Below are 5,904 nucleotides of genomic sequence, written 5' to 3'. Positions count from 1 at the left end.
GGTGGCGTCGAGGGCAACACCGGTATCCGGACCCCACCGCGCCTTGCCGGATCGCCGCCCGGACTCCGCCTCGGCTCGACCGCCCTTATGAAACAGGCCCTACAGCGCCAGGTAGCGCTGCCGCTCGTACGGGGTGACCTCGCGGCGGTACTGCTCCCACTCGGCCCGCTTGTTGCGCAGGAAGAAGTCGAAGACGTGCTCGCCGAGCACCTCGGCGACCAACTCGGACTCCGCCATCACGTCGATCGCCTCGGCCAGGTTCTCCGGCAGCGCCTCGTATCCCATCGCGCGCCGCTCGGCGCTGGTCAGCGACCAGACGTCGTCCTCGGCGCCGGGCGGCAGCTCGTACCCCTCCTCGATGCCCTTCAGACCGGCGCCGAGCAGCACCGCGAAGGCGAGGTACGGGTTGGTCGCCGAGTCCAGCGAGCGGACCTCGACCCGGGCCGAGTTGGGCTTGCCGTACGCGGGCACGCGGACCAGCGCGGACCGGTTGAGGTGACCCCAGCAGACGTACGCCGGGCTCTCGGTGATGCGGTCGGGCAGGTGCTGCGGGAAGAGCCGCTTGTACGAGTTGACCCACTGGTTGGTGACCGCCGTGTATTCCCGGGCGTGCACCAGCAGGCCGGCGATGAACGACTTCGCCACCTTGGAGAGCTTCATCGGGTCGCCGCTGTCGTGGAAGGCGTTGCGCTCCCCCTCGAACAGCGACAGGTGGGTGTGCATCCCGCTGCCCGGCTGGTCGGTGAAGGGCTTCGGCATGAAGCTGGCCTGCACACCGGTGGAGAGCGCCACCTCCTTCACCACGTGCCGGAAGGTCATGATGTTGTCGGCGGTGGTCAGGGCGTCGGCGTAGCGCAGGTCGATCTCCTGCTGGCCGGGCGCGACCTCGTGGTGGCTGAACTCCACCGAGATGCCGATGCGCTCCAGCGCCAGCACACCCTGACGGCGGAAGTCGCGGGCCACGGCGTGGGTGGTGTGCTCGAAGTAACCGCCGGTGTCGACCGGGGTGGGCACCGAGCCGTCCTGCGGGCCGTTTTCCAGCAGGAAGAACTCGATCTCCGGGTGGGTGTAGAAGGTGAAGCCCTTCTCGGCCGCCTTCGACAGCGCACGGCGCAGCACGTGCCGGGGGTCGGCCCAGGACGGCCCACCGTCGGGCAGCAGGATGTCGCAGAACATCCGGGCGCTCTCGCCGCTGACCCCGCCCTCGAAGGGGAAGACCTGGAAGGTGGTCGGGTCGGGCATCGCCACCATGTCCGATTCGAAGACCCGGGCGAAGCCCTCGATCGCCGAGCCGTCGAAGCCGATGCCCTCCTCGAAGGCCGCCTCCAACTCCGCTGGCGCCACCGAGACGCTCTTCAGCGTGCCCAGCACGTCGGTGAACCACAGCCGGACGAACCGGATGTCCCGCTCTTCCAGCGTACGGAGGACGAACTCCTGCTGACGGTCCACTTCCCCAACCCCTCGCGACGCTCATTTGTCCGCATTGGCCGGGCTGCACCCGACCTGATCGCCCAGTCTTCCCGGGCCTGGTTACGCAGACGTTACGCGAACTGCCGCCGGTCGTCCCCTCACCTCCCGCCCGACGGACGTACGCCCCGCCGCAAAGCCGAGCCCGGGCCTCACCGCCCGGCGGATACGCCCGCCGCAGCGTGGCGGCCATCTCGTCCGAGGGGTGGGAATCACCCGCGGAGGCTGGGGCAAGATGAGGACATGCCCACCCTGCGTCTCGCCCTGTCCCAGGTCAACCCGAGCGTCGGCGACCTCGCCGGAAACGCCGACCTGGTCCGCAGCTGGACTCGCCAGGCCGCCGATGCCGGTGCCCAGTTGGTGCTCTTCCCGGAAATGATGCTCACCGGCTACCCGGTCGAGGACCTGGTCTTCCGGCGTTCCTTCGTGGCCGCGTCCCGGGCCGCTGTGGAGCGGCTCGCGGCCGACCTCGCCGCGGACGGCCTCGGTGAGGTGCCGGTCGTGGTCGGCTACCTGGACGCCGACGGGCCACCGCAGGTCAGCGGTGACGCCGAGCCGGGCCGGGGCGCCCGCAACGCCGCCGCGCTGCTGCACCGGGGCACCGTCGCCGCCCGCTACTTCAAGCACCACCTGCCCAACTACGGCGTCTTCGACGAGGACCGCTACTTCGTCTCCGGGGACGCGCTGACCGTGGTGCGGATCGGCGGCGTGGACGTCGCGCTGACCATCTGCGAGGACCTGTGGCAGGCCGGGGGTCCGTTCGCCGCCGCCCGGCGCGCGGGCGTCGGCCTGGTGGTCAACATCAACGGCTCGCCGTACGAGCTGAACAAGGACGATGTCCGGTTGCCGCTGGTGCGCCGCCGGGCCGCCGAGGCGGGCGCCGCCATCGCGTACGTGAACATGGTCGGCGGCCAGGACGAGCTGGTCTTCGAGGGCGACTCGATGATCGTCACCGCGGACGGTGACCTGCTCACCAGGGCCCCCCAGTTCGTCGAACACCTGCTCGTGCACGACGTCGAGCTGCCGGCCGCCACCGACCTGCCGACCGGCGAGTCCGTCGCGGACGACATGCGGATCGTGCGCAGCGCTGTCGACGGCATCCCGGCCGCACCGACCGGCCCGGCCGCCACCGGCGGTCTGATCGAGCCCGTGGCCGACGAGGCCGAGGTGTGGCAGGCACTGGTCCTCGGTCTGCGCGACTACGTCAACAAGAACCGCTTCCCGTCGGTGGTGCTCGGTCTCTCCGGCGGCATCGACTCGGCGGTGGTGGCCGCGTTGGCCGTCGACGCCCTCGGGCCGGACCGGGTGGTCGGGGTGTCGCTGCCCAGCCAGCACTCCTCCGAACACTCCCGGGAGGACGCCGCGGACCTGGCCAAGCGCACCGGCCTGGACTACCGCATCGAACCGATCCAGCCGATGGTGGACGGCTTCCTGGCCAACCTGTCGCTGTCCGGTGTGGCAGTGGAGAACCTGCAGGCCCGGGTCCGTGGCGTGATCCTGATGGCGTTGTCGAACCAGGAGGGCCACCTGGTGCTGACCACCGGCAACAAGAGTGAGCTGGCGGTCGGCTACTCCACCCTGTACGGCGACTCGGTGGGCGGCTTCAACCCGGTCAAGGACGTCTGGAAGACGCTGATCTGGCGACTCGCGAAGTGGCGCAACACGGACGCGGCACGGCGCGGCGAGACCCCTCCGATCCCGGAGAACTCGATCGGCAAGCCGCCGAGCGCCGAGCTGAGCCCGGGGCAGCTCGACAGCGACAGCCTGCCCGAGTACGACGTCCTGGACCCGATCCTGATCGGCTACGTCGACGGCGACCTCGGCCGTGACGGGCTGGTCGAGTCGGGCCACGACCCGGCGGTGGTGGACAAGGTGCTGCGGCTGGTGGATACCGCCGAGTACAAGCGACGGCAGTCCGCGCCGGGCACGAAGATCTCGATGAAGGCGTTCGGTCGGGACCGCCGTCTGCCGATCACCAACCGGTGGCGCGAGCACGGCTGAGCCGTACACCGTGGGGTGTCGGGTCGGTGGCACGGCCCGGCACCGCCTCGCGGCGCTGCACGCGACGGCCCCGCGTCGCGGTGGAGTGACATCTTGCACTGGGCCCTGCCATCGCCCCGTCTCGCGGTGCGACGATCGCGACGGAACCCGGGGACCGCGCAGGCGGCCTCGAGGAAGGGAGACAGAGATGGTGGAGTCCACTCCGAACGAGGTGACAGCGCTCTACGGGGGCCCGGCCACCCGTCGGGTCCGCACCAGGGACCTGATGGCCGCCAAGGAGCGCGGCGAGCGGTGGCCGATGCTCACCTCGTACGACCAGTACACGGCGTCGATCTTCGACCAGGCCGGTGTCCCGGTGCTGCTGGTCGGCGACTCGGCGGCGAACAACGTGTTCGGCTACGAGACGACCCTGCCGATCACCGCCGACGAACTGCTTCCGCTGGTACGGGCCGTGGTGCGGGCGACCCGGCAGTCACTGATCGTGGGTGACCTGCCGTTCGGCTCCTACGAGGAGGGGCCGGCCCAGGCGCTGCGCACCGCCGTCCGGTTCATGAAGGAGGGCGGCTGCCACGCGGTGAAGCTGGAGGGTGGCCGTCGCTGCGCCGCGCAGATCGCCGCGATCGTCGGCGCCGGCATCCCGGTGATGGCGCACATCGGTTTCACCCCGCAGAGCGAACACACCCTGGGCGGCTACCGCGTGCAGGGCCGGGGCGACGCCGCCGACGAGGTGCTGGCCGACGCGCGGGCGGTGGCCGAGGCGGGCGCGTTCGCCGTGGTGCTGGAGATGGTGCCCGGCGAGGTGGCCAAGCGGATCACCAACGAGCTGCCGATCCCGACGGTGGGCATCGGCGCGGGCCCGGACACCGACGCGCAGGTGCTCGTCTGGCAGGACATGGCCGGCCTGCGCACCGGGAAGACGCCACGCTTCGTCAAGCGGTACGCGGACCTGGCCGGTGCCCTCACCGACGCCACCCGCCGGTTCGCCGACGAGGTCCGAGGCGGGGAGTTCCCCGCCGCCGAACACACCTTCTAGAGCGGGCACGGCCTGATCCACTCGGGTTAGCCGAAGTCGCGGTGTCCCGGACACCAGGACACCGCGACTTCCTAGAACCGGAGTGGATCAGGCCGCTCGGGTCAGATGTCGGTGACGCGGATGCCGGCGTGTGCCTTGTAACGCTTGTTGATGGCGATCAGGTTGGCGGTGAACGCCTCGATCTGGTGGGCGTTGCGCAGCCGGCCGGCGTAGATGCCGCGCATGCCGGGGATCCGCGCGGCGAGCGCACCGACCACGTCGACCAGTTCGCGGTCCTCCGTGCAGATCAGCACGTCCAGGTCGATCCGGTCGACCTCGGGGTCGGCCAGCAGCGGGGCGCTGACGTGGTTGAACGCCGCGCAGACGCGGGAGTCGGGCAGGAGCGCGGCGGCCTGCTGCACGGCGCTGCCCTCGGCGACGGTCAGCGCGTACGGGCCCTGCTTGTCGAAGCCGAGCGGGTTGACGCAGTCGACGACGATCCGGCCGGCGAGCGGCTCGGCGAGGGCGGCGACGGTGGCGGCGTGCCCGTCCCACGGCACCGCGATGATCACCACGTCGCTGCGTCGGGCCACCTCGTCGTTGGCCGCGCCGGTGACACTGCCGTTGGCCGGCACGCCGGGCAGGGCCGCGATCTCGGCGGCGGACTCGGCGGCCCGTTCGGCGGAGCGGGAACCGATCAGCACCGTCTGCCCGGCCCGCGCGAACCGGTAGGCGAGGCCCCGCCCCTGGTCGCCGGTGCCACCGATGATGCCGACCGTCAGCCCGGACACGTCGGGGAGCGTGCTCGCGTCGTATGCCATGGGTTCATCCTCGCAAACCGTCCGGTCCGGCACCGCGTCAGGCCGCCGCCGGTCGGGGCGGTCAGGCCAGCTCGAACAGGACGGTGCGCGCCGCCGGGTCGGCGGTGACCAGGCGGACCCGGACCCGTTCACCGAGCGGCAACTGCCCGAGGCAGCGGGCACGCACCGGAGGGGCGTCCAGGGCCACGGTGCCGCCCGGCGGTCGGGGCCGGGACCGGCCGTTGGGCGGGGCGTCGACGTCGAGGACGGCCGCGTCGAAGGTTTCGCCCACCCGGTGCTCCAGCACGGCGGCTTCGGCCAGTTCGACGGCGCCCCGGGCTGCCGCCGAGGCGGTCCGGTCGGTGCTCGCCATCACCTCCGGCAGCCGGGGCAACGCGGCACGGGCCCAGTCGGGCACCGGCTGACCGGCGTGCAGCGCCAGGCACACCTCGGTGGCGTAGCGGTCGGCCAGCCGCCGCAACGGGGCCGTCACGTGGGCGTACGTCGCTGCCACACCACCGTGCTCCGGCTGCTCCGGCACGGCCCCGTCGAAGGCGGTGTACGCGGCACCGCGCATCAGCTCGGCCGCCTGGTCGATGAACGCCGCGGCGCGCGGCTGGGAGG

Annotated in this window: 4 protein-coding genes and 1 pseudogene; 2 read left to right on the top strand and 3 right to left on the bottom strand. The window is 71.7% G+C overall.

The window, feature by feature from the left end; genetic code table 11:
• Positions 1-99: 99 nt before the first annotated feature.
• Positions 100-1,449, bottom strand: a complete 1,350-nt coding sequence (gene glnA / locus ACWCO3_RS30160; protein WP_088988293.1) for a type I glutamate--ammonia ligase — start codon at positions 1,447-1,449, stop codon at positions 100-102.
• Between the two features lie 261 nt (positions 1,450-1,710).
• Between glnA and ACWCO3_RS30155 the strand changes: the two genes are divergently transcribed.
• Together ACWCO3_RS30155 and panB are read left to right on the top strand one after the other, a co-directional pair.
• Complete coding sequence (locus ACWCO3_RS30155; RefSeq protein ID WP_450013268.1) at positions 1,711-3,468, top strand: NAD+ synthase; 1,758 nt, start codon at positions 1,711-1,713, stop codon at positions 3,466-3,468.
• 187 nt (positions 3,469-3,655) lie between these two features.
• The gene (panB, locus tag ACWCO3_RS30150; RefSeq protein ID WP_357936456.1) at positions 3,656-4,501 is read left to right on the top strand and encodes a 3-methyl-2-oxobutanoate hydroxymethyltransferase; all 846 of its coding nucleotides are present in this window, start codon (positions 3,656-3,658) and stop codon (positions 4,499-4,501) included.
• Between the two features lie 101 nt (positions 4,502-4,602).
• On the opposite strand, the gene npdG is transcribed toward panB, so the two are convergent.
• On the bottom strand, positions 4,603-5,301 hold the full coding sequence (gene npdG, locus ACWCO3_RS30145; RefSeq protein WP_145779608.1) for an NADPH-dependent F420 reductase: 699 nt from the start codon (positions 5,299-5,301) through the stop codon (positions 4,603-4,605).
• A gap of 61 nt (positions 5,302-5,362) precedes the next feature.
• Positions 5,363-5,904 (bottom strand): annotated as a pseudogene (locus tag ACWCO3_RS30140) (RNB domain-containing ribonuclease); the annotation flags it as partial.

This window comes from Micromonospora sp. NPDC002411 (assembly GCF_053592955.1).
This window is presented reverse-complemented; position numbering and strand designations above follow the sequence as displayed.